13 protein-coding genes and 1 pseudogene are annotated in these 23,484 nt (G+C 62.9%); 8 read left to right on the forward strand and 6 right to left on the reverse strand.

The annotated features are described in order from the left end of the window. Positions 1 to 173: 173 nt before the first annotated feature. The 5 genes and pseudogenes from IB257_RS31900 to IB257_RS30560 form a co-directional block, all read left to right on the forward strand. Positions 174 to 434, forward strand: a pseudogene (locus tag IB257_RS31900) (VCBS domain-containing protein); the annotation flags it as partial. 159 nt (positions 435 to 593) lie between these two features. Beyond that, positions 594 to 4,739: a VCBS domain-containing protein gene (locus IB257_RS30545; protein WP_370540141.1), complete on the forward strand. Its 4,146-nt coding sequence runs from the start codon at positions 594 to 596 to the stop codon at positions 4,737 to 4,739. 161 nt (positions 4,740 to 4,900) lie between these two features. Next, entirely contained in the window at positions 4,901 to 9,145 is a 4,245-nt protein-coding gene (locus IB257_RS30550) for a retention module-containing protein (RefSeq protein ID WP_192493300.1), read from the forward strand. 104 nt (positions 9,146 to 9,249) lie between these two features. Continuing rightward, on the forward strand, positions 9,250 to 9,933 hold the full coding sequence (locus tag IB257_RS30555; protein ID WP_175162500.1) for a transglutaminase-like cysteine peptidase: 684 nt from the start codon (positions 9,250 to 9,252) through the stop codon (positions 9,931 to 9,933). Between the two features lie 17 nt (positions 9,934 to 9,950). Then, the gene (locus IB257_RS30560) at positions 9,951 to 11,909 is read left to right on the forward strand and encodes a LapD/MoxY N-terminal periplasmic domain-containing protein (RefSeq protein WP_119450725.1); all 1,959 of its coding nucleotides are present in this window, start codon (positions 9,951 to 9,953) and stop codon (positions 11,907 to 11,909) included. 47 nt (positions 11,910 to 11,956) lie between these two features. Here IB257_RS30560 and IB257_RS30565 read toward each other — a convergent pair whose 3' ends face one another. The 3 genes from IB257_RS30565 to IB257_RS30575 are packed head-to-tail and all read right to left on the reverse strand — an operon-like array spanning position 11,957 to position 15,323. Beyond that, positions 11,957 to 12,796: a M48 family metallopeptidase gene (locus IB257_RS30565; protein ID WP_054458568.1), complete on the reverse strand. Its 840-nt coding sequence runs from the start codon at positions 12,794 to 12,796 to the stop codon at positions 11,957 to 11,959. A 37-nt stretch (positions 12,797 to 12,833) separates the two neighbouring features. Further along, positions 12,834 to 13,904: a chorismate synthase gene (gene aroC, locus IB257_RS30570; protein ID WP_192493301.1), complete on the reverse strand. Its 1,071-nt coding sequence runs from the start codon at positions 13,902 to 13,904 to the stop codon at positions 12,834 to 12,836. 36 nt (positions 13,905 to 13,940) lie between these two features. Then, a complete protein-coding gene (locus tag IB257_RS30575; protein ID WP_054458572.1) occupies positions 13,941 to 15,323 on the reverse strand; it encodes a bifunctional diguanylate cyclase/phosphodiesterase in 1,383 nt (460 codons plus the stop codon). Positions 15,324 to 15,832: 509 nt separating this feature from the next. Here IB257_RS30575 and IB257_RS30580 point away from each other — a divergent pair. Both IB257_RS30580 and IB257_RS30585 read left to right on the forward strand, forming a co-directional pair. Continuing rightward, a complete protein-coding gene (locus IB257_RS30580) occupies positions 15,833 to 17,806 on the forward strand; it encodes an EAL domain-containing protein (RefSeq protein WP_192493302.1) in 1,974 nt (657 codons plus the stop codon). 95 nt (positions 17,807 to 17,901) lie between these two features. After that, positions 17,902 to 19,347, forward strand: coding sequence for a sensor histidine kinase KdpD (locus IB257_RS30585; RefSeq protein WP_225589318.1), 1,446 nt, complete (start codon positions 17,902 to 17,904; stop codon positions 19,345 to 19,347). A gap of 15 nt (positions 19,348 to 19,362) precedes the next feature. Here the strand turns inward: IB257_RS30585 and IB257_RS30590 are convergent, their stop codons facing one another. The 3 genes from IB257_RS30590 to IB257_RS30600 all read right to left on the reverse strand — a co-directional run bounded on the left by IB257_RS30590 (position 19,363) and on the right by IB257_RS30600 (position 22,153). Then, complete coding sequence (locus IB257_RS30590) at positions 19,363 to 20,082, reverse strand: response regulator transcription factor (protein ID WP_054458575.1); 720 nt, start codon at positions 20,080 to 20,082, stop codon at positions 19,363 to 19,365. 215 nt (positions 20,083 to 20,297) lie between these two features. Further along, the gene (locus tag IB257_RS30595; RefSeq protein ID WP_192493303.1) at positions 20,298 to 21,785 is read right to left on the reverse strand and encodes a YdiU family protein; all 1,488 of its coding nucleotides are present in this window, start codon (positions 21,783 to 21,785) and stop codon (positions 20,298 to 20,300) included. Beyond that, the gene (locus IB257_RS30600) at positions 21,782 to 22,153 is read right to left on the reverse strand and encodes a DUF2069 domain-containing protein (RefSeq protein ID WP_054458579.1); all 372 of its coding nucleotides are present in this window, start codon (positions 22,151 to 22,153) and stop codon (positions 21,782 to 21,784) included. Before IB257_RS30600 ends, IB257_RS30595 begins: the two co-directional genes overlap by 4 nt. A gap of 17 nt (positions 22,154 to 22,170) precedes the next feature. On the opposite strand from IB257_RS30600, the gene IB257_RS30605 reads away from it, so the two are divergent. Beyond that, positions 22,171 to 23,484 (forward strand): YihY family inner membrane protein, encoded by a 1,314-nt coding sequence (locus IB257_RS30605; RefSeq protein WP_054458580.1) that lies wholly within the window; start codon positions 22,171 to 22,173, stop codon positions 23,482 to 23,484.

The raw sequence follows: 23,484 nt of genomic DNA on the forward strand, positions 1-23,484 counted from the left end.
TCACCTATAGCTACCAGCAGGATGGGACGGCCAAGAACCACACCGCCGGCGACGACTCCGTCACCGACAAGTTCACCGTCACCGTCACCGATGCGGCCAACCAGGTCAAGTCCGACGACCTGGTCGTACTCATCACCGACACCGCTCCTGAGGCCAAGAACGACACGGCGGGCATCACGGAAGGCACGACCGCCCCCATCTCCGGCAACTTGTTGGGCAACGACACGCTCGGCGCCGATGCAGTCACGACGGTCATCACTACCGGCGATGCCAAGTACGGCACGCTGGTAGACAATGGCGACGGCACCTGGTCCTATCAGCTCAACAACAGCCTGCAAGCTGTCCAGGGGCTGCAGGCGGGCGAATTGCTGACCGAGACCATCCGCTACACCATCACCGATGCCGACGGCGACAAGAGCGAGGCCGTGCTGACGATTACGATCACCGGCACGAACGATCTGCCCTCGATTAGCAGCGCCAGCATCAACCTGTCTGAAGAAGGCCTGCCGCACGGCATACCTGACAGCAACGGCACCACGGATACGACGAACGCTGTCACCTACTCCGGCAACCTGACCATCTCCGATTTGGATGTGAAGGACACCCATACCGTCACCTTGGTCAAGCCGGCGGACAACGCCCTGACCTCACAAGGAAAACCTGTCGTCTGGACCCTGTCGGACAATGGCCACACCCTGGTCGGCAAGGACTTCCACGGAAACTCCGTCATCACTGTCACGATGACCGACGCGGGTGGCTACACCGTAACCCTGTCGGGCCAAGTGGATCACCCGACGAACTCGGTCGAGGACGTGCTCCAGCTGGGTATCGGCGTGCAGGTCAGCGATGGCCACGCCACCAGCAACGGCACCATCACGATCAATATCGAGGATGACAGTCCGGAATTCGGCGCCGTCTCCAATACTGTGATGGAGAATGCCGCCACCAGCGCCACCGGCACCCTGGAATTCCATACGGGCGCCGACGCCGTGGGCGCCACGCTGGTCGTGTCGTCTGTCGGTCAGCTGCCGCAGAACTGGACGACCAGCGCGCTCAACAAGTCTTCGGTCGACATCTTCTCGCCCAACGGGACCAAGATCTTCACGGTGACCCTGAATCCGGAGGGCGGCTATACCGTCACCCAGCACGAAGCCCGGCCCGGGACGACCGCGTCGATCGACTTGGCCTCCTCGATCAGCAACAACCCCCAATCCACCTATGACCTCGGCTATGCCACGCTGAGCGCCGGCGGCGGAAAGACGTTCAATGCCAACACGTTCGGCAGCGGAAATTCGTTCGGGATCGGCAACACCTCCTTCGACTCGGGCGAAAGCTTCCGCATGGACTTCAAGAAAGCCCTCTCGGATTTCACGCTGAATGTCGCGGAAGTCAAGGGGAGCGGCACGCTCAATGTCACGATATGGAGCGATGGCGTTTCCAAGGTCATCCCCATACCCGTGAACAGTACGACTGGCGCCATCCACATCACGAAGGAGATGTTGAGCCTGGGCACCCCCTCGTTCTCTCAATTCGATAGTATCGAGGTCACCGCGGGCGGCAACGTCAAGATGTCCTTCCTCACGACCGGCTCCTATACGGAAAGCGTTCCCGCCGGCCCGATGGACTTCACGGTTGGCGTTACCGGAACGGATGGCGACGGCGACAAGGTGAACACGCATTTCAACGTGACCTCCACCGCGGAATCCGCCGTTACGAACGCGACGAACAAGGTGGCGGAAGCCACCGGCGACACCGTTACGGGAACGATGCAGATTTCCGCGGCGTTGGGCATCGTGAGCGTCGACGTAAATGGCGTGGACGTCACCAAGGCGACGAATGCCAACCCCGTCAGCCTGACCACGGGCAAGGGCACGCTCAAGATCACCGGTTACGATCCAGCTACCGGCAAGCTCACTTACACCTATACCGAGAAGGGGAAATCCCAGAATCACTCGAACGGCAAGGACAGCGTGCATGACGACTTCATCGTGACCGCCAAGAATGCTGGCGGCCACGGCAGCAGCGGCAGCCTGATCATCCAGATCACCGACACGGCGCCCGAGGCAAAGCCGGACACGGCCAGTGTGACGGAAGACAAGGTCTTGGAAGCCACCGGCAACGTCATCACCGGCACCGGTGCGGACGCCGTGGGCGCCGACGTGACCACGGTGGTCGGCGTGGCCAAGGGTTCGGCCAACGCGAACAAGGCGATCGAAGGCAACGTCAACGCCGAGGTCAATGGCGTGTACGGCAAGATCACCATCCACGCCGATGGCACCTATACCTATACCCTGAACAACACCGATCCGCGCGTCAATGCACTGGGGCAAGGCGACAAGCTCTCGGACGTGTTCTCGTACACCATCCGCGATTCCGACGGCGACTTCAGCACCACGACCATCACCATCACGATCAATGGCACCAATGACGTGCCGGTGATGACCAACGACTTCCGGTCGGTCACGGAAGATGTGAACGTCACGGGCGGAAATCTCACCGTCAAGGGCGCGGTCACGATCACGGATCCCGATGCCGGCCAGTCGACCTTCGACACCGCCACCCTCAAGCTCACCAACAGCACGCATGCCGGCGGAGCGCTGGGCGTCATCGTAATGAAACCCGATGGCACCTATACCTACAACGTCAACAACGCCGCGATCCAGTTCCTCAAGGCGGGCGAAAGCATCGTCGAGACCTACACGGTCGCCTCCGCCGACGGCTCGGCCACCAGCACCATCACCATCACCATCAATGGCGTCAACGACGCGCCCACGACCGTGGACGGTTCCGCGAACCTGGAAGTTGGCGATAACCAGTACGTCTTCTCGCTGAACGATTTCCGCTTCGACGATGGAGCGGAAGGCAACAGCCTGCAAAGCGTCATCATCACCCAACCGCCCACCAGCGGCACGATGACCTATAACGGCAAGCCGGTCACGGCCGGCATGGAGATTCCGAAGTCGGCCATCGAACAAGGCCTGCTGAAGTTCACGCCGGGCGCCGACAAGCAGGACAGCTCCTTCAATTTCCAAGTGAAGGACAATGGCGGCACGGCGAATGGCGGCAACGACACCTCGACCGAGCACAAGTTCGTCATCTCCGCCGATCACCTGGTGACCCATGGCAATGACGACAGCGGCAGCGGCGGCAAACCGCCGCTGAACGGCGGGTCGGGTGATGACGTCATCCTGGCGGACCAGGGCGGCTACGTCACGAACGTCACCCCCGGCACGAACTACAACATTGCGCTGGTGGTGGACCGTTCAGGCAGCATGTCCGCGCAGTCCGGTTCCGGTGTCAACCGCATGCAACTGGTTAAGGACGCGCTGGTCAAGCTCGCCGCCGACCTGGAGCACCACGACGGCGTCGTCAACGTATCGCTGATCGGCTTCGCAACCCATGCTCAAGATCCGATCACGTTCAACAACCTCACGCAGGCCAACCTGAACCAGTTGATCAAGGCGATCAACGATCTGACTATCGCGACGGGTAACACTGCGGGGACCAACTACGAAGCCGCCTTCAACGCGACCGTGAAGTGGTTCGCCGATCAGGGCAAAGTGAATCCCAGCGGTACGAAGTTCGAGAATCTGACGTTCTTCCTGACCGACGGAAACCCGACGCAGTACTACTACAACGACAAGAAGGGAGTGGACGGACCGGGTAACGATACCGACTACAACACCATGAAGGAATCCGTCGACGCCTTCAAAGCCCTGAGTGGCACCAGCAAGGTCCACGGCATCGGTATCGGGACTGGCATCGACAGCAAAATCCTGCGCTTCTTCGACAATACGGACACTGTCGGCAATGGCCAGATCTCGTTTAACTGGGGCTGGGACACCGTCACCGGCAAGGTTGGCTCCATTGACATCGTCAACACCGCCAACGACCTGGAGGCCGCTCTCAAGGGAGGCAGCAGCACGAGCAATCCGGCCGAAGTCGGCCACGACACCGTCTACGGTGGCGACGGCAACGACATCATCTTCGGTGACGCGATCAACACCGACCACCTCGCGTGGGCCGGCAATCCCGCGGGATCCCACAATGGTGGCGGTCTCGACTCGCTGAAGGACTACCTCCAGGCGGTAGACGGCGTCGCCCCGACGAACGAACGGATATACGAGTTCATCAAGCAGAATCCGGGTCAGTTCGATGCGGCTGGCGACACGCGTGGCGGCAATGACGAATTGCATGGCGGCAAGGGCGACGACATCATCTACGGCCAGGGCGGCAACGATGTCCTGTGGGGTGATGACGGCAACGACAAGCTCTATGGCGGAACCGGCAACGACGAGCTCCACGGCGGCGCCGGCAACGACATCCTGGTCGGCGGCAAGGGCAACGACACCATGTGGGGTGACGGCGGCAGCGACACGTTCAAGTGGCAGCTTGGCGACCAGGGCACCACGGCGCAGCCTGCGATCGACACGATCAAGGACTTCTCGAAGGCCTCGGTCGTCGACGGCGGGGATGTGCTGGACCTGAAGGACCTGCTCGTGGGCGAGAAGGACGGCAACCTGTCGCAGTACTTGAACTTCAAGCAGGATCCGGCCAACTCCAACAATACGCTCGTCGAGATCAACACCCAGGGCAAGCTTGGCTCCCAGGGCGCGGATCAGAAGATCGTGCTGGAGAACGTTGATCTCACCCATGACGCGAACGGTCAGGCCATGAGCAATCAGGCCATCATCAACGACCTGCTGCAGAAGGGTAAGCTGAACGTCGACCACAGCTAAGCAGCAAGCCCCGGGAAGGCCGGCAACGGCCTTCCCGGCGGTGCATTTCCCGCCTAGCATCTGCATTGCTGCTTGACCCTATAAGTGTTGCCAGTATCTAGTCCCGGCAACGACATCTAGTATCTGGCCATCTTGGATAACGCCCTGAAGAGGGAACCAACATGGCCAATACGTCTCCCGCAATCGTCAACGAAATTTCCGGTCGCGCGTGGTTGCGCCATGGCGACGGATCCCTGACCGAACTGCACCTCGGCAGCAAGGTTCCTGCCGGCAGTGACGTCGTCACGGCGTCAGGCGCCACGGTTTCCCTTCAAGTCGAAAACGGCATGCCGATCATCATCGGCGAAGGCCGCGAGGTCGCGCTGACCAGCGAAATGACCGGCACGCTCGACGATGTGTCCGAAGCGGCGGTCACGCCCCCCAAAGGCACCGACTCCGAACGTTTGCTGGCAGCCCTGCGCAATGGCCGCGATCTGTTCGATGAACTCGATCCCACCGCCGCCGTGGTAGCAGGCGGGGGTAGCGCCGGTGGCAGCAGCTTCGTCCGCTTGGCGCGCCTACTTGAAACCACCAGTCCGCTTGATCTGAGCTATTCCAATCCCGGTCGCAGCGATGCGGTACTGCCTCGCATGTCCAGCACTGCCGCCATCAGCAACGACGACGAGACACCCACGCCGGTCAGCGTCAACCATGCGCCCGCCGCACGAGACGATGCAGGACTAGGTGATCAGAACCATCAGGTGCGCGGCAACCTGCTCGCGAACGACACGGACCCAGACGGCGATCCGCTAGTAATAACGTCGGTCGGCGGCAGGACCATGACCTCGAGCGGCGTTACGGTCGCGGGCAGCAATGGCGGCACGTTCACTGTTCTGGCTGACGGGAGCTACGTCTACACGCCGGGGAAAGAGCATCAACACCTGGCCGCGGGCGAAACCGCCACCAGTACCGTTTCGTACTCCATCACGGACCCCAGCGGTGCCGCCGCCACGGCAACGGTCGTCGTGACGATCGCCGGCGTCAACGACGGTCCGGTTTCCACCACGATCTCCGATACCTCCAGCCTGGATGCGCAGACGAGCGTGCGCTACGACGTTTCCGGCCACTTCTCGGACCCAGACACCAGCGACAGGCTTACCTTTACCGCCACCGGCTTACCGCCCGGCTTGAGCATCGACCCGAACACCGGAATTATCGGCGGTGATGTCGACCATTCCGCTTCGCAGGGCGGTGTCGGCGGAAGGTATACGGCCACCATTACTGCGACCGACGCGTCCGGCGCCACGACGTCCCAGGAATTCCACTGGAACGTCATCAATACGACCCCTGTCGTTGCCGACGATACGGGCACCACGGACGAGGACACCACCCTCAACGTCAACGCCCAGCACGGTGTACTGGCCAATGACAGCGATCTGGATGGCGACACCCTGTTTGTTTTACGCGTCAACGGCAGCGCAGCCAATGTCGGCGTGGCGATCGCCGGGACTCATGGCGGTAGCTTCACGCTGAATGCCGACGGTTCCTACACCTTCAACCCTGGCTCTGCCTTCCAGCATCTCGGCATCGGCGAAAAAGCCCACAGTTCGATTACCTACTCGGTTTCCGATGGCGAGGGAGGCACGGCCATCGCCACCCTCACGATCGAAATCCTCGGAACCAACGACGCGCCAGTCCTTCTAGCCCAAGTCCACCAATTATCGGAGGACCACTCGGCGTCTGGCAACGTGCTCATAGGCGCGGTCGACGTCGACAACGACACGCTGACAATCACAACCTTCACTGTCAACGACACAAAGTACGACGCAGGCAGTACCGCAAATCTCGTTGGCGTGGGTTCGATCCTCATCAAAGCGGATGGCAGCTATGTCTTTACGCCGGATTCGAACTGGAACGGAGATGTCCCGCCGATCACGTACACCGCGACGGACGGCGCGACGACGACCTCATCCACCCTCGATCTCCAGGTCCAGTCCGTCAATGACGCCCCCGTCTCGCTGGACTGCACCGGCAACGTAGCGGCTGGCAATAGCTACATATTCGGTCTCGACGACTTTCCTTTCTCCGATTCAGGGGAAGGCGATTCGATGCACTCCGTGATCATCGACTCCCTGCCCTCCTGCGGCATGCTGTTGCTGGACGGAAAGCCGGTGGTACAGGGACAGGAGATCAGTGCCGGAGATCTGGCCAGCGGCAAGTTGGTGTTCGAGCCCGGCGCTTTCAATACCGGCATAGACGCCGGCGCCTCCTTCGACTTTCGGGTCAAGGATACCGGCGGCACCGCCAACGGGGGGCACGACACATCTAGTCAGCAAACGTTCAAGCTGCATCTGGACCAATTCGTCAGTGGCAACAACGATGACGAAACCTTGAACGGCGGCTCGGGCAACGACGTGCTGCTGGGCGACCAGGGAGGCATGGTGAAGAACGTGATGCCGGGTACAAGCTACAACATTGCTCTGGTTCTGGATCTGTCGTATTCAATGAATTGGGTTGTTGATTCCAACGCGGCAACACCACTCGATACGGTCAAGACAGCCCTAAAGACCATGCTGGAGACTCAACTGGCGGTTCATGACGGCACCATCAACGTATCGCTGATCACTTTCGGGAACCACAGAACCACGCTGCAGAAGACGGTTTCGGGGCTGACACCCGACAATGTTGACGAAATCGTGGACACCCTTCTTGGCCTACAGCCATATAGCTGGACCAAACCATATGGCGCGGCCTTCCATGCAACCAAGGACTGGTTCGACGGCCAGCCAACGGTTGACAGCAACGGCAATCCGTACAAAAACCTGACCTACTTCCTGACAAATGGCGTTCCGGATTTAGAACTGACTTACGACCGCGACGCTGAATTCAGCAATCTCGCCGAAATCAGCGACGTGCATGCCATTGGCGTTGGCACCCTTTCTCATACTTCTGGGACCTTCAAATTCGATAACGCCATACTCGACAAATATGACAACACCGGCGGCGAATTCACGTACTACAAGAATCTTCTTCAGTTCGACGGCGGTGATTCAGATCTATTGACTGCGAACGATCCCGAGAATTGGCAGCAAGAAGGTGACGGCAGAGTAGGTTATGGCAGCTACGCAGTGAAGGATGAGGGTCCCTTTACGGAGATCGCCCACTTCCTGGTCATTGCCGACACGACGGCAGACGGCCAGCCCTTCGCCGTAACCATGCGCGAAGCCGACAGAATTACGGTGACCCATTCCGCAGGCGTCTCGTTCGACTTCGATACGGTGAATGCGGGAGAATTGCGTGAAGTTGGCACGTTCAAGTGGGTCTTGCTAAAGCGGATCGGTTCGACGTGGGCAGAAGTCGAGGCAGGTACAGACGCCAACACCAAAACACTTATCCACGGTCCTGGCGACTATAGGTACCAGTTCATAGTCAACAATATCAGCGGGAGCAATGGCGGTTTCGGCGCGTCTATCGCTATCAACACGATCCGGATGTGGTACTCAGGCCGCCCAGACAACAGTTCGGATCTCATCGACAGTGACCTTGCTCGTACTGGCAACTCGCAGTTCCTGCAGAGGCCGTCGGATCTGCAAGCGGCCTTGCTCTATGACAGAACGACTCCGGTCGCTAACGACAAGATTCATGGTGGAGAGGGCTCGGACATCCTGTTTGGTGATGCAATCAACACTGATCACTTGCCGTGGAACGTTGACGGCAACCCCGCCAGGCCCGCAGGTCTTCCCGACGGGGCCAGCCTCGACGCGCTCAAGCAGTTCCTGCTATTGAAGAACGGCATCCAACCGACCGACGCCGATCTACACAAGTTCATCTCGGACAACCACGCGCTTTTCGACGTGCAGGGCGATCTGCGCGGCGGCAACGACGAGCTGCATGGCGGCGCGGCCAACGATATTCTTTACGGCCAGGGTGGAAATGACCTGCTCCACGGAGATGAGGGCAATGACGTCCTGTCGGGCGGCACCGGCAGCGACACGCTGTTTGGCGATGCAGGTAACGACGTTCTGATCGGGGGCAAGGGCAATGACATTCTGTACGGCGGTTCGGACAGCGATACGTTCAAATGGGTACTCGACGACCAAGGCGCCGCAGGCACGCCAGCCGTAGACACGATCAAGGACTTCTCGATCCTGAAGCCCGCCGATGGCGGCGACATTCTGGATCTGCAAGGATTGCTGGTCGGCGAGGATGACGGCTCACTCTCCAAGTACCTGGCTTTCCACCTGGAAGGCAACGATACGGTCATCGATGTGAATACCCGAGGCAAGCTGGGCACCCAGGGTTCGAACCAAAAAATCGTGCTGGAGAACGTAGACCTCACCCACGATGCCTACGGCCAGTTCATGAACAACCAGGCCATCATCAACGACTTGCTGCAGAAGGGTAAGCTGATCGTCGACCATGCCTGAACGATAGCTCCAGGGAAGACGCGCCAAGCTCTTCCCGCCCCCGCATGACGCATTTTTTCCCAAGGCGCATCTAAGATGCCCGGAAAAATGTGAAAATCCGTTTCATGCCATCGTCCCGCCGTTTCCGCCGCACGCTGAATCTGTGCCGATTGGCTTTGCTATGCCTGGCTTGCGGCTGGGGCGGAAGTTCCGCCCTGGAAGTGAATGCCGACCGGCTGCAAAGCCTGTCGGCCAGCCGCTATGGCGCAAAAGGCTCCAAGGCGGTTTCGGAATGGCTGCAATTGATGCGCAGCCCCGCCCCTGCCCAGGAAAAAGGCGCACTGACACAGGCCAATGATTTCTGGAACCGCTCCCTGATGTCCGGCGAGGACATCACCATCTGGAAACAGGCCGATTATTGGGCCACGCCATTAGAATCGCTGGGCAGGGGCGCGGGCGATTGCGAAGACTACGTCATCGGCAAGTACTTCACGCTGCTGGCGCTGGGCGTGCCTGCCAACAAACTGCGCTTCATCTACGTCCGCGCGCGCATCGGCGGCGCGGCCAGCAGCACCCAGATCGCCCACATGGTGCTGGGCTATTACGAAACCCCCAACGCCGTGCCGCTGGTGCTGGACAACCTGATCTCGACCATTTTGCCCGCCACGCAGCGCCGCGACCTGACGCCAGTATTCAGTTTCAATGCGGACGGCGTCTATGTGGACGGCAAGCCCGCCGCGCCGGTTGACCGTCTCAGCCGCTGGCGTGATCTACTTCAACGCATGGAACGGGAAGGCGTGCGCCCCTGATGTCCGGAAATAAGACTATGTCCATACTTCGACAGCTATTGCTCAGCGTTACCCTCGCCATCGGCGTCATCCTGCTGGGCACGCTCGCGCTCAGCGTGAATTCCGCCCGGGAGTACCTGTCCGGCCAACTGCAAGTGCAGAGCACGGACGCTGCCGTGTCGCTGGCGCTGTCGCTGTCGCAGCCCGCGAACAACGACCCGGTCGTGCAAGAGCTGCTGGTGTCGGCGCTGTACGACGGCGGGCATTTCTCGCTGGTGCGCTTGAGCGATCCTGAAGGCAAGGTCCTGATCGAACGGAAATCCACGGCCACCGCGGCGTCGGTCCCCGCCTGGTTTCAGGCGCTGGCTCCCTTGACGACGCAATCGGCCAGCCATGCCGTCAGCGACGGCTGGCGCCAGATCGGCGAGGTCACGCTGATCGCCAACGACGCCTATGCCTGGGAAGCCCTGTGGCGCAGCAGCCTCAAAATGATCGCCCTGGTGGTGGGCGCCGGCATCTTGTGGGCCGTGTTCGCCTTCATGCTGGTGGGCTGGATCAAGAACCGCCTGTTGCGTGAGATCAGCGACCACGTGCGCAGCATCGGCCAGGAATCCCCGACGGAACAGGTCGAGGCGCGCGTGCCTGAGCTCTCCGGGGTGGTGCAGGCGTTGAACCAGACCCGCGAACGCATCCATGCCAGCGTCGAAGAACAGAACGCCAAGATCGAATCGCTGGAACTGGAACTGAACCAGGACCCAGTCACGGGCCTGCCCAACCGCAAGTACTTCGTCAACGAGTTCCGCCGCGCGCTGGAGGCCCCTGCCCTCACGACCGGCCGCAGCATCGACGGCGGCCACGTCCTGGTGTTCCGCCAGCGCGACCTGGCGGACCTGAATCGCCATATGCCGCGCGAGTTCATCGACCAATGGCTGCGCACGGCCTGCGAACGCATCCGCGGCACGCTCAAGAGCATGCATGTGGCATCGCCCCTGCTGGCCCGTCTGAACGGCTCGGATTTCGCCTTGCTGCTGCCCGGCTGCGCGGCGCCGCAGGCCATGATGGTGGCCGAACAGGTGCGCGCCGACCTGCACGCGTCCCGCATCCCCGTGGGTGAAGGACATCTGTGCCGCTGGGCGCAGGCCATGACCGACTATGGCCACGGCAGCCAGGCCGGGCCGGTGCTTGCCCGCCTGGACTTCGGCTTGATGCGGGCGGAAAGCGCCGGCAACGACCATGTCGTGATCGCTGGCGCGACCGACATGCAGTCGCCTTCGGAATCGGGCGAACGCGCCTGGAAGGACGCGATCCAATCCGCTTTGGAAGAGCACCGCTTCGAGCTGGCCACGGAAGCCCTGCAAGCCACCGACGGCAGCACCGTCCGCACCGAAGCGATGCTGATGCTGCGAACCGCGGCCGACCAGGTGCCGATACCCGCCACGCTGTTCATCCCGCCGGCCGTGCGTCTGGATCTGGTGGCCGATTGCGACCTGGAGGCTGTGAGCCTGGGACTGGACTGGCTGGCCGCCAACCCTGGCGAATTGGCTGTTCGGGTGGCTCTGCCCTCGTTGCGGGGCCAGAAGTTCTTCCGCCAATTGGCGCTGCTGCTGACCGAACACCGGTCTCTGGCGCGGCGCCTGTACCTGGAAATCGATGCGCACGGCCTGGTGGAATGCCATGAGCAGATCGCCACGCTGGCCCGCGTCGCCTCGGAGTTCGGCACGCATATCGGCGTGCGCCGCCTGGCTCAGCAGTTCGGCGCAGTTGCGCAACTGCACACCCTGCCCTTGTCGTACGTGAAACTGGGCGGCGGCTTCGTCGGCGGCATGTCCCAAAGCCCCGGCAGCCAGCAGTTGACGGCATCGGTGCTGGAAACCGCGCGCGGCCTGAAGATAGCGGTCTATGCAGAAGATGTGCCGGATGCCGAAACCCAACGCATCCTGGCCAGGCTGGGCATCGCCGTCATGCGCGGCCCCGGCGTCAAGACAGCCGCGGCATAAGACAGCGGATCGAGGCGGCCGTAATAGTCACGGCCGCCGCTAGAGCCTCAGCGGGAGGCTTTGCCCTTGGACTGTTCGTACAGCGGCAGCACCTGCTGGGCTGCGGCCTGCAGATCGCTGATGCGCGATGCGGCGGACGGGTGAGTCGACAGGATCTCGGGCGGTGCGCTGCCCTGGTCGGCCGCGCCCATTTTCTGCCACAGCGTCACGGCGGCGCGCGGATCGAATCCCGCCCTGGCCGCAAGCTCCACGCCCATGCGGTCGGCTTCGGTTTCATGCGTGCGGCTATTGGGCAGCGTGAACATGACGCTGGTGAACTGTCCGCCCAAGTCGGACGCTGCGGAAGAACCCGTGGCGATCGCCAGCACCGACAGCCCCAGATTGGTGGCCATCTGCTGCGATACGCGTTCGCGCGCGTGCTCCCGCAAGGCGTGCGAAATCTCATGGCCCAGCACCGCAGCCAGCTCATCGTCCGTGGGCTTGATCTTGCCAAGCAGGCCCGTGTAGACGGCGATCTTGCCGCCCGGCATGCACCAGGCATTGATCTCGTTGCTGGACAGCACATGCACTTCCCATTTCCAGCTGGCGGCGTCAGGCCGGAAGACTCCTGCCTGCGCGATCAGCCGCTGGGAAATGGTGCGGACCCGCGCCACCTGTTGCGGGTCGCGGTCCAGCAGGCCCTTGGCCTGCGCCTGCTTGAGTATGTCGGCGTACTGCTGGGTCGCTTCCTGTTCCAGCGCCTGCGAAGGCACCATGCTGGACATGTACTGGGTCCGGTTGACGCCAATGGCGCCCGACTGCGTGGTATTCATGCCCGTGCAGCCCGCCAGGGCTGCCAGCGCGAGCGCTGCACCCGCGTTGCGCAGCAGAAGACGTTTCCGGTTCATGGCAGACCTCCCAGGCAATTCGAAGAGCAACAGCGTATCAGACTACCGGATCGCCACACTGGCCGCGGTGGCGCAAGGCGTGGTCGATCAAGACCAGCGCCAGCATCGCCTCAGCGATGGGCGTGGCGCGGATGCCGACGCAAGGGTCATGGCGACCCAGCGTCTGCACCATGACCGGGTCATTGGCGCGGTTCACGGAGCGGCGCTCGACGCGGATACTGGAGGTAGGCTTGATGGCCAGCGAAACGGTGACTGGCTGACCAGTGGAAATGCCGCCCAGCACCCCTCCCGCGTTATTGGTCAGGAAACCGTCCGGAGTGATTTCGTCGCCGTGCTCCGAGCCGCGCTGAGCGATGCTGTCAAAGCCCGCGCCGATCGACACGCCCTTCACGGCATTCAGGCCCATCATGACGTGCGCGATGTCGGCGTCCAGCCGGTCATAGATCGGTTCGCCCCAGCCCGCGGGCAGGTTCTCGGCCACGACCTCGATCCGGGCGCCGACGGAGTCGCCGTCGCGGCGCAACTGGTCCATGTAGGCCTCCAGTTCGGGCACGACCGCGGCATTGGGCGCATAGAACGGATTATTGGGAACCTCTTCCCACGACACGAAGGGGATCGCAATGGGGCCGAGCTGGCTCATGTAGCCGCGCACCTTGACGCCGTATTGCTCCGCCAGCCATTTCTTGGCGATGGCGCCTGCCGCGACGGTCGGCGCCGTCAGGCGCGCCGAAGAACGGCCGCCCCCGCGCGGATCGCGCACGCCGAACTTGCGCCAATAGGCATAGTCGGCATGGCCCGGTCGAAACGTGTCGGCGATGTTGGAGTAGTCCTTGCTGCGCGCGTCTGTGTTGCGGATCAGCAGGCCGATGGGCGTACCCGTGGTCACTCCCTCGTATACGCCCGACAGGATTTCCACCTGGTCGGCTTCCTGGCGCTGCGTAACATGGCGCGACGTGCCGGGACGGCGACGGTCCAGTTCGAGCTGGATGTCGGAGGCATCCAGCGACAGCCCCGGAGGACAGCCGTCCACGACGCAACCGATGGCTGGCCCGTGGGATTCGCCGAAATTGGTGACGGTAAAGAGGGTACCTAGGGTATTGCCGGGCATAGGGAGTCAACAGGTGGGGTTTGCAAGCAACCCCGATTATGACACCGCCGAGGCCAAAGCCTGGATTTCGGAGGCCGGTGCGGGACGTCCCAACAGGAAACCCTGCATGACCCGGCATCCCAGCGACTTCAGGATTTCGCGCTGGCCCTCGGTTTCGACGCCCTCGGCCACCACCGGCAGATGCATCGCCTGGCACAGGCCGAACAGCGCCGAGACCACCTCGCGGCTGCCGGCGTCGGATTCCAGCGCTGAGATGAAGCTGCGGTCGATCTTGACCCAATCGATCGGCAGGCAGCGCAGGTGGTTCAGGCTGGAATAGCCGCAGCCGAAGTCGTCCAGCGCCACACCGATGCCCATCGCCCGCAACGTGTTCAGGATCTTCACGTGCCGTTCGTAGTGCAGGATGAAGAGGGATTCCGTGATTTCCAGCACCAGCTTGCGCGGGGCAAGGTTTGCGGCCGCAAGCGCATTCGACACGAGTTCGACCAGGCCATCCTCGTTCATCTGCTTGACTGACAGGTTCACATGCACGCGCCAGGTCGCCGGCCATAACGCAGCCTGGGTACATGCCCGCTCCAATATCCAGGCCCCCAGCGGCACGATCAGGCCGCTGCGCTCGGCCAATTCGATGGTCACCGCGGGCGAGACGCTGCCGAGCACGGGGTGATGCCAGCGCAGCAGCGCCTCGCAGCCCTGCACCATGCCGGTGCCGCTGTCACAGACCGGCTGGTAATACAGTTCGAACTGATCCATGTCCGGCGTGGTCAGCGCCAGCCGCAGGTCGTTCTCCAGCCCCTGCTGGTCGCGCTGACGCGCCAGCATGCGGAAATCGAACAGGTTCCAGCCCGGCCCGCCGCGCTCCTTCAGCGGCAGCAAGGCGACCTGCACGCAGCGCTGCAGTTCTTCCACGCTGCGGCCATGCTCGGGATACAGGGCAGCGCCGACGCGGAACATCGCCATCAGGGGACGCCCGCCGAGTTCGTAAGGCACGCTCAGGGCTTCCAGCAGCTTGGCCGACACCTGAGCGGCTCCGGCCTCATCCACGTCGGGTGCGCAGACCGTGAACGCATCCGCCCCCGAACGCGCCACCATGCCGCCCATGGACCGGCAGATCAGGCCCAGGCGATTGGCCACCTGCACCAGCAGAGCCTGGTCTTCGCCGGCGCGCAACATGGCGCTGATCTCGGCGTATTGCTCGAAGCTCACCAGAAAGAAAGCGCCGCGGCGCGAACGGCCCTCGGCATCGTTGAGCCAGGCACGGGCGCGCCGGTGCAATTCCTGCTGATTCAGGACCCCGGTCAGTTCATCGCGCGTCAGGCGTTGACGCAGCAGGCGTTCCCTGCGTACGAAGACCCAGCATATCGCTACAAGTGCGCCCGCAAGCGTCAGGCACAGTGCGAGCAGGTAACTCTCACGCACGAAGCCCCCTATCCATAAGCCCCTGGCGTTGCGGTTCGAAAGGGAACCCAAGGACTGTAACATTTTTTAAAATATGCATTATTTTCGCAAAAAACGCCACACTTCAGAGGCAACGCACCTCTTTTCCCTGTATTCCTACGGTTACTTTGGTTGCTCACGGAGGGTTTGGGATGAGCCACGACAGACTGGCGCCGGCCCTTGCGCCATGCTCGCCTACTACTTACGACAGCTACACCCGAAAAATTAATACACCGTGTCTCGATAGTTGTCATTGAAAATCAGACAGCTTCGAAATAATTGCACAGCTTGGCGTCTTACGGCGTGAATTTAGTAATATTCGGCACGTTCTGTGACATGTAGAATTGCTGTACCACTGATGTATTAGTGACTCGTATCACACCCGTATCCCGGCCCTCCAGCCCTGATCTCGATCCGACGCCATTCCATCCGGACACCTGGCAGTCCTCAGTGCAGGCCACGCAACGGCCAGGAAGGGAACCTCCAAATACATGTCCACATTCCGCCGGCTACTTTTCTTCACCGCCCTCCTGATCGGCCTCGTTCTGCTCGGCGCACAGACGGTGGGAATGCTGGCCGCGCACCGCTATCTGAGCGCGGAGTTGGCGCGGCAAAGCGACGACGGCGCTAATGCGCTGGCCTGGGCCTTGTCGCATGCGGCCGCCGCCCCCGAAGAACGGACTGCGCTGGTGGATGACATGTTTGCAGGAGGGGAATATGCGCTGGTGCGCATCACGGACGACAATGGCGCGCCCGTCGTCGAACGGCAAACGCCCCAAACCGACCCACAAACCAGAGAGCACGATTGGCGCGATGCCTGGCTGAACATGGCCGCACCCGCCGTATCGCGGCCTTACGCTGCGCCAGACGGCAGTTCACAAGGCATCGTGACCGTGCAAGCAGATTCGCGGACTGCTCGCGATACGCTATGGCAAGGCGGCGTGCGGGTCCTGGGACTGGTGCTGGCCGCGGGCCTGCTGTGGGCCCTGTTCTGCGTGAATCTGGCGCGGCGAATAGAAGCGCGCATCTCGCGCGACGTCCGTGAACGCGAGCGCGCGCTCGCGCCTGGCGACCGCAAGACATCGAATGGCGCCAGCGAACAGGCGGGTGTCGACCAGGCGCTGGTGGACGCGCAACGCCTGGTCGCCGCCACGGTCCAGGAACAGAATGCTCGGATCGAATCGCTACAGAGCGAGATCTACAGGGATCCCGTCACCCGGCTGCACAACCGCAAGTATTTTGTCGACCAATTCAGATTGGCGCTGGCGGACAAGGACCCTGATGCGGGCGGCCATCTGCTGATGTTTCGTCAACGCGATTTGGCGCAGATCAACCGGCACCTCTCGCGCGCGTTCACGGACCAGTGGCTGCGCTCGTCTTCGGACCGGCTGCGCAAGCTGGTCGCTGAATTCGGCGCTCCGGGGGCCATGCTCGCGCGCATCAGCGGTTCGGATTTTGCGCTGCTGCTGCCCCGCGCCTCGGCGCCTCAGGCCAGCCTGCTGGCCGAGCGGGTGCGGCGCGAACTGCGCTCGCTGCGCGTGCCCATGGACAAGCATGAATCCTGCCGCTGGGCCCTGGCGATGGCCACCTACGCGCCAGGAGACAGCATGAGCGACATCCTGGCACGGCTGGATCACGCGCTGATGTGCGCCGAAAGCGCCGACGACGACCAGATAGCCTCGGCCAGCCGCGCGCCGGACAGCACGCACATCGGCGAATACAGCTGGCACGACGCTCTGGTCACTGCGCTCGAACAACACAGGTTCTCGTTGTCCGTGCAGCCTCTGCACGATCTTTCCGGCGGCCTGCTGCACCAGGAAGCCAGCCTGACCCTGCACGATACCAGCGGCGCCGACCCCGTTCCGGCTTCGATCTTCATGCCTCCCGCCGTCCGCCTCGGCCTGTCCGCCGAATGCGACATACAAGCCATCCGCCTGGGGCTGGACTGGCTGTATGCGCGCTCCGGCGCGCTGGCAGTGCCGATTTCGCTGGCATCGATCGCCCAACCGTCGTTCCAGTCCAGGCTTCAACGCATGCTGACCGACCGCCCCGCCCTGAGCGCGCGCCTGATCGTGGAAATCGACGCGGCGGCCCTGGCCGCTCAGGGAACCGACTTGCACCCGCTTTGCGACATCGTCGTGGCTGCGGGCGCCCGCGTCGGTGTAAGCCGACTGTCGTACCAGTTCGGCGCCATCGAGCACCTGCACGAATTCCCCTTGTCCTATCTGAAGCTGTGCGGCGGCTTCATCGCCGGCCTGCTCCACAGTCCGGGCAGCCAGCACCTCGCCGCCACGGTGGTGGCCACCGCGGCCGCGCTGAATATCGCGGTCTACGCCGAGGACGTGCCAGACATTGCCACGCAAAACGTCCTGGCGGGCCTGGGCGTCCACGCCATGCGCGGGCCTGTCGTAAACTCCGCCCAGACGCACGACATCGCACCTGATCATCCATGGGTTTCCAGTTGACGGAAGGCATGCTGCTTCGCATCTGTTGGCTTTTTCGCGCCCGCTGGCCTTCCCGCCTGCGGCGCACCGGTAACGCCTCCGCGGTTCGGCAAGCCATGCTGCCTCGCGTGGGGATGCTGCTATGCGCCTTGCTCGGCCCCGACGCGGCGCTGGCCTACGGCGTAGGCGTTTCACACGAAGACCTGCATCTGGGCCTGATAGCCGGTGTCGCCACGGCCTGTGGCGTGGCCTGCGCAGTCGCATGGGCGGCCACCCGCAATGCCATTTTCGGCGCGGGGCTGGCCTTCATGTTGATCGAAGGGGTTTTCCGCTCCATGCCCACGCTGTTGCCGGCGGCGGCGCTGCAAGCCGGCTCCTATGCCGCCCTGCTGGCGCTCACGGCGCCCATCCTCAAAGAAGCATCCGCCGACAAACTGGCGACGGCCTGCCGCTGGGCCAGCCTGGCCTTGACGCTGGTAGCGGTACTGGCGCTGATCGTCGCATACGCCCCGGGCAACGGCGTCGTGTCCGCCGCCATCGCCGGGGCCTGCGCCATCGCCAGTCTGCCGCTGGCCACCTGGTTCATGGTCCGCGCCGCCAGTCCGTCGCCAGCGCGAGCGGCCGCGCTGGCCTTGGCCGGCGCCTATGGCATCTCGGCCTGGCTGCTGGGACAGGACGCCTGGCTGCCCCAGGCCGCGGCAGGAACGATCGCCGAATTGGCGCGACTGCTGCTGGTGTCTAGCGCCTTGATCCTGCTGGCGATCCATCAGCACGGCCACCCGCAACTGGGGTCGAAACGCGCAGGCCACGAGCACGCCGACGCGGAACACCTTGCCCAAGGCGAACTGCGGCTGGCAGAACTGGCCGGCGCGCTGGATACGCAGCGCCAGATGAACGCACTGATCTCGCACGAACTGCGCGCACCGCTGGCCACCGTCAGCGCGGCAGCCCAATCCCTGGACATGATACTTGCCGAGAGCGGCGAGGCCGTGGACAACCGCCTGGCGCGCATTCATCGGTCGGTCGCCCGGATGACCGAACTCATGGATCAGTTGCTGAACCAGGACAGGCTGGGCGAACAGGCCTGGATGCCGCGCGGCGAACAAACGGACATGGCGGATCTCGTGCTCGATGTCGTCACCGCCATGCAGCCCGATACGGCGCATGCGCTGATGGTGCAAGCCAGCCCCTCCCTGCCGGTCTACTGCGACCGTCCGCTGACCAGCGTGGTGGTACGCAACCTGATCCACAATGCCATCAAGTATTCGCCGGCGAATGAGCCCGTGCGCATAGAAACCGGCGAAACCCGGGTGGGCGCCATTCCCATGGCGTGGGTCGCCGTCACCGACCGCGGCCCGGGCATAGGCGTCGAGGAACAGGCCAAAATCTTCGAACCGCATTTCCGGCGCACAGCGCACCGCGAAACGCAAGGCATGGGTATCGGGCTCTACCTGGCCCGGCGCATCTGTCAGAACCAGGGCGGCACACTGACCATGGAAAGCGAAGTAGGCGTAGGCACGCGCTTCGTCGTCACCCTGCCGGCCAGCGCTCCGGCGGCTTGACCGCCTCTGGCGGGTTCAAGCCGCGAACACGTAGCCCTGGCCGCGCACCGACAGCACGGGGAGCTTCAGGCCCGCGCTTTGCGCCTTGGCGCGCAAACGGCTGACCAGCACGTCGATGCGGCGCAATTCGAAGCCGCCCGGGCTGTCCGGCAGGAACAATTCCGCCAGGACCTGACGGCTGACCGCGCTGCCGGCGGCATCCATCAGGGCAACCAGGAAGGTCCGTTCCTGGGCGCTCAGATGCAGCGAGGCGCCATCCGGCGCAACCAGGATCCAGCCCCCGTCCTGCAGGGACCACGAAGTGTCCGCGGTGGCGCGCGTTTCCGCATCCACCGGCCGAGGCGCCTTCGCAAGACGCATCCGACGAGCCAAACTACGGATGACGGAACTGAGTTCCAGCAGATCCACTGGCTTGGTCATGTAGACATCGGCGCCGCCTTCCAGGCCGCGCACCCGGTCTTCCAGCGCGCTGCGACCTGTCAGCATGACGATACCGACGGGGCTGAGGGCGCGCAGGCGGGTCGCCACGGAGAAACCGTCTTCACCGGGCAGGTGGGCGTCAAGAATGACGATGTCGCAGGGTTGTTCCTGCAACCGGCGATAAAACGCCGCGGCATTATCACAGGCGAATGCCACCCGGAAACCATAGCCACCCAAGCCTAACGCCAACTCCTCCCGGAAGTCGGCGTCATCCTCAAGCAGACCGATACACAGCAAACCATCTGCGCCAGCCATATTTAGAGTGCTTTATTTTGAAGATTATCGACAAATGCCCCGCGGACGCAGAGTCCCCGGGTATTCCGTTGGCGACAATCTTACGTCTTTTACAATGGAAACGAATGATTGCAATGAAAAAAACTGCGATATTCCTTGTCCAAATGGTTATTTTCCCGTAAATCGCGGGAAAACGGCTTTCGTAAATGTCCCGGTTGTTCGGCTGGCGGCCGGTTTCAAGACGAACAGCTGACCTCCAGGCTGCCCGCCCAATCCGGCGGCAAACCCGCATACCGCTCATACCCCGGCTGAGCCTCGTAGGGGTTGCGCAGCAACCTCATCAAGGTATCGATCTCGCTGGCATCGCCGGTCTTGGCCGCCCGAATCGCCTCTTCCGCCAGGTGATTGCGCAGCACGTATAGCGGATTCACGCCATTCATGCCCGCGGTTACATCCTGCATCGGCCGGCCGTCCTGCGCGTGCCGCGCCACCAAACGATCCAGCCAGGCTCCTGCCGCCGGCCGGTCGATGAACAGGTCCTCGAACGCGCTACGCTGGCCCGACAAGGCGTCGGCCAGGCGACGCCAGGTCAAGGTGAAGTCCGCCTGATTGGCGTCCATCAGCTTGAGCAGATCGTCCAGCAACGCTTCGTCGGCCGGTCGCCATGCGACCAGGCCCAGCTTGGCGCCCATGCGGTCATGGAAGGCACGCGTGAAGACCGGCTCAAATTCCTCCAGGACTGCTCGCAGGCCTTCTACATCCTGCACCAGCGCGTGCAGGCTGCCACCCAGGCGATAAAGGTTCCAGAGGGCGACGGACGGCTGGCGGTTCCAGGAATAGCGCCCTTCCGAGTCCGAGTGATTACAGACATGGCCCAGCCGGAAACCGTCCATGAAACCGTAGGGGCCATAATCCAGCGTCAGCCCCAATATGGACATGTTGTCGGTATTCATCACGCCATGGCAGAAGCCCACCGCCTGCCAGTCCGCCATCAGCAGCGCCGTACGCCGGGTGACGGCGCGCAGCAGGTTGATATAGGGCATCACGTCATTCGAGGGCTCGCCCGTTCCCGCTTCCCGGCATTCCGGGTAATAACGGTCTATGACGTAATCCGCCAGCGTCTTCAGCATGTCGGGCTGGCGGCGCGACGACCAATGCTCGAAAGAGCCGAAGCGCACGAAACTGGGGGACATACGCGTCACAATTGCGGCTGTCTCCACCGTTTCCCGCATGACCGGGTCGTCGGACACCACCAGCGCCAGCGCCCGCGTCGTGGGCACGCCCAGCCCGTGCATGGCCTCGCTGGCCAGGTACTCGCGCACCGACGAGCGCAGCACCGCGCGGCCGTCGCCCATGCGCGAATACGGCGTCATGCCCGACCCCTTGAGCTGCAGCTCCCAATTGCCCTGCGGCCCCTCGACCTCGCCCAACAGATGGGCGCGGCCATCGCCCAACTGGCCGGCCCAGACGCCGAACTGATGGCCACTGTAGACCGCCGCCAGCGTATCGCCGCCTGGCAGCGGTTGGGCGCCGGAAAACACGCTCAGGAACTCGGGCGTGGACAGGGCCGACGGGTCCAGGCCGATCAGTTCCGCCGCTTCCGCATTGCCGTGCAGCAAGCGCGGATTATTCAAGGCCTGAGGCGCAAGCCGGGTGTAGAAGGCTGCGGGCAATGCCGCAAAGGAATTGACGACGCGCAGGTCGGACAACGTATGGGCGCTCATGCGCGTTGCCTCCTGGCAGCCCGTTTGGCAGGCCGCACGTAGAAAATGGCGCTAAGGAAGAAAATGGCCGACAGCAGGATCTCGCCCCAGGCCATCAACACGGATAGCGGAGCCGGATCCGACATGGCCCGCACCGCGCCCTCCATCAGGTAGAGCAGCGACAGCATCGAGGCCCACTGATAGGTATAAAGATTGCCGCGCAGGATGCCGCGCAGCGGAAACGCCAGCGGCAGAGCCTTGAGCAGCATCCAGGAACCGCCCGGCCGCAGCGGCGCCACCACGGTTTCCCAGGTGACGCAAAGCACGATCAGGGCGAACAGCGATACCGAGGCCAGCAGGCGCAAGCGGGGGTTGAGTTCAGGGTTCATGCTGCTATTATCGCCTGATGAATCGCCCCGCCGAGCCTGCCGCCGCGACGCCGGCGGCCACCGAGCACTCGACCTCGCGCTCTTCATGGATCGCGAGGGCCGGACGTGTTGTGCGCTTCAGCGCCGAACGCGCCAGCGAAGAGAAACTGCTGCAGGTCGCGTCCAGCCTCACCTTCACGACCGTCCTGGCCATCGTGCCGATGCTGGCCGTGGTCCTGTCGCTGTTTACTGCTTTTCCGGTATTCCAGGAATTCCGCGTCGCGCTCGAGGATTTCCTGACCAACAGCCTGATGCCGCCGTCCGTCTCGGACAACATCATGGATTACCTGAATCAGTTCGCGCGCCAGGCTTCACGCCTGACCGCCATCGGCGGCGTATTCCTGCTGATCACCTCGCTGTTGCTGATCATGACGATCGACAAGGCGTTCAACGACATCTGGCACGTGACGCGCCAACGCCCGCTGCGGCAGCGCGCGCTGGTGTACTGGGCCATCATCACGCTGGGCCCCGTCGTGGCCGGCGCCAGCCTTTGGGCGACTTCGTTCGTGGCGCGCGAATCGCTGGGCCTGGTGCGGGACGTGCCCGAAGCCGTCAGCGTTGCGGTGTCGTTCATCCCGCTGGTGTTGACCGCCCTGGGTTTTGCCACGCTGTTCGTCATGGTCCCAAACCGCGAGGTTCTTTGGCGCGATGCCCTGGTCGGGGGCTGCGTGACTGCGATCGTGCTGGAAATCATGAAGTCGGCCTTCGCCTACTACCTGACCCGCTTCCCCACCTACACCGTCATTTACGGCGCATTCGCCACCCTGCCCATCTTCCTGCTCTGGATCTACCTGTCATGGCTGGCCGTGCTGCTGGGAGCCATCCTGGCGTCCAGCGCGCCGCTGATCCGGCTGGGCCGCTGGGAAATCAACCGCTATCCGGGCGCGCCCTTCGTGGACGCCGTGGATGCGCTGCGCACGCTGCGCCAGGCGCAGACGGCCAATCCGCCCGGACTGCCCGCCAATCTGCTGGCCGCGCAATTGCGCCTGCACCAGGACGAACTGAACGAAGTCCTCGAAACCCTGGCTGAAATGGGCTTGGCGACGCGCAGCCCCGAAGGCCTCTGGGTTCTGACCTGCGACGCCCGGCAAACCTCGATGGAACCCGTGGTGGACCGTTTTCTGCTGGACCGCGGCCAGCCCAGGGTCCGCAATGACCCCGAGATATTGCGAGTCGCCTCGGCCGTGATTTCCCAGCAAAATGCGCCCACGCTGGAAGAAGTCTGCGGAGAAGCGCAAAATACCGAAAATGGAATCGCTCCCGTGCTGCAGCTGGAAGCGAAAAAGAATTAG

It is taken from the genome of Achromobacter sp. ACM03 (genome assembly GCF_014851665.1).
Taxonomy (GTDB): Bacteria; Pseudomonadota; Gammaproteobacteria; order Burkholderiales; family Burkholderiaceae_B; genus Achromobacter; species Achromobacter aegrifaciens.

Coding starts and splice junctions, on each gene's coding strand:
- IB257_RS30550 (WP_192493300.1), top strand. CDS start 4,901: ATGGCCAATACGTCTCCCGCAATCGTCAACGAAATTTCCGGTCGCGCG.
- IB257_RS30555 (WP_175162500.1), top strand. CDS start 9,250: ATGCCATCGTCCCGCCGTTTCCGCCGCACGCTGAATCTGTGCCGATTG.
- IB257_RS30560 (WP_119450725.1), top strand. CDS start 9,951: ATGTCCATACTTCGACAGCTATTGCTCAGCGTTACCCTCGCCATCGGC.
- IB257_RS30565 (WP_054458568.1), bottom strand. CDS start 12,796: ATGAACCGGAAACGTCTTCTGCTGCGCAACGCGGGTGCAGCGCTCGCG.
- aroC (WP_192493301.1), bottom strand. CDS start 13,904: ATGCCCGGCAATACCCTAGGTACCCTCTTTACCGTCACCAATTTCGGC.
- IB257_RS30580 (WP_192493302.1), top strand. CDS start 15,833: ATGTCCACATTCCGCCGGCTACTTTTCTTCACCGCCCTCCTGATCGGC.
- IB257_RS30585 (WP_225589318.1), top strand. CDS start 17,902: ATGCTGCCTCGCGTGGGGATGCTGCTATGCGCCTTGCTCGGCCCCGAC.
- IB257_RS30590 (WP_054458575.1), bottom strand. CDS start 20,082: ATGGCTGGCGCAGATGGTTTGCTGTGTATCGGTCTGCTTGAGGATGAC.
- IB257_RS30595 (WP_192493303.1), bottom strand. CDS start 21,785: ATGAGCGCCCATACGTTGTCCGACCTGCGCGTCGTCAATTCCTTTGCG.
- IB257_RS30600 (WP_054458579.1), bottom strand. CDS start 22,153: ATGAACCCTGAACTCAACCCCCGCTTGCGCCTGCTGGCCTCGGTATCG.
- IB257_RS30605 (WP_054458580.1), top strand. CDS start 22,171: ATGAATCGCCCCGCCGAGCCTGCCGCCGCGACGCCGGCGGCCACCGAG.